This is a genomic window from Pedobacter sp. 05L430, assembly GCF_056397585.1.
Window position 1 is genome coordinate 1 of the sequence record NZ_JBFTNT010000562.1, and the last position, 990, is coordinate 990.

General features: G+C 40.2%; 1 protein-coding gene. It reads right to left on the reverse strand.

The window, feature by feature from the left end:
• Nucleotides 1-990: alpha-L-fucosidase (locus AC1DG9_RS27320; RefSeq protein ID WP_477635728.1), on the reverse strand; the 990-nt coding region annotated here is incomplete at both ends.

Below are 990 nucleotides of genomic sequence, written 5' to 3' on the forward strand. Positions count from 1 at the left end.
GTTAAAGACCACCATATATATCTTATCAATACGTGTTTTTTTTGTTGAATAGCCCCAGTCTTGCTTCTCTAAACCACTATATCCACAATTATATATTGCCTCATTGTTAACTTTCATCCAGTCGCCTATCTCCAAAGCAAGCCTTTTCTCCTGGTCACGGATAGAACCGTCTCCTTTGGGGCCAAAATTCAGCACAAAATTCCCACCCAATGAAACAGCTTTTGCTGTCATCTCTATTAACTCAGTTGAAGTTTTAATATGTCCCTTCCATGCTTTATTGTACCCCCATTGATTTTCTGGAATCGTCATTACGCAATCCCAGTCGTTTCCATGTACATCAGCAATCGTATTTGGTAGTTTACGCTCCCATCCTTGTTCATAATCTCCCATAAGTACGTTGTTCGAATCAAAATGGCGTTTTCCATATTCATCCGCTCTAAAACGACTGCCAATAATCAAACCAGGGCGAAGTTTTCGCATTTCGGCTTCCAGTTCATCAGCAAACTTCGCCTGCTTTATCCATGATTTATCCCAGGTGCCATCAAACCATAGTCCTTTAGCTTTTGGATACATAGTCAATAATTCTATTAGCTGATTACGTGTAAATTTTTTGAATCCCTCAAAGGCGATACTATCCGCCCTGGTTTTGATATCATACCGCCATCCCGGATGATTCCAGTCCATAATAGAGAAATATAAGATCACATCTATCCCTGCCTTATCATAAGCATCAACCAATGGTTTCATGATGTCTTTTTTCCATGGAGAATTGGCTACTGTATACGATGTGTATTTACTAGGCCATAAACAGAAACCATCATGGTGTTTGGTGGTAATGGTTACATATCTGGCTCCCATATCCTTTGCAATCGCAGCCCACTGATCAGCATTGAAATTAACGGGATTAAACTTATAAATTAGCGAATCATATGCCGGTTTGGGCATTTCATTCCAGGACCGGATCCACTCTGCGGCACCATTATATTGTTT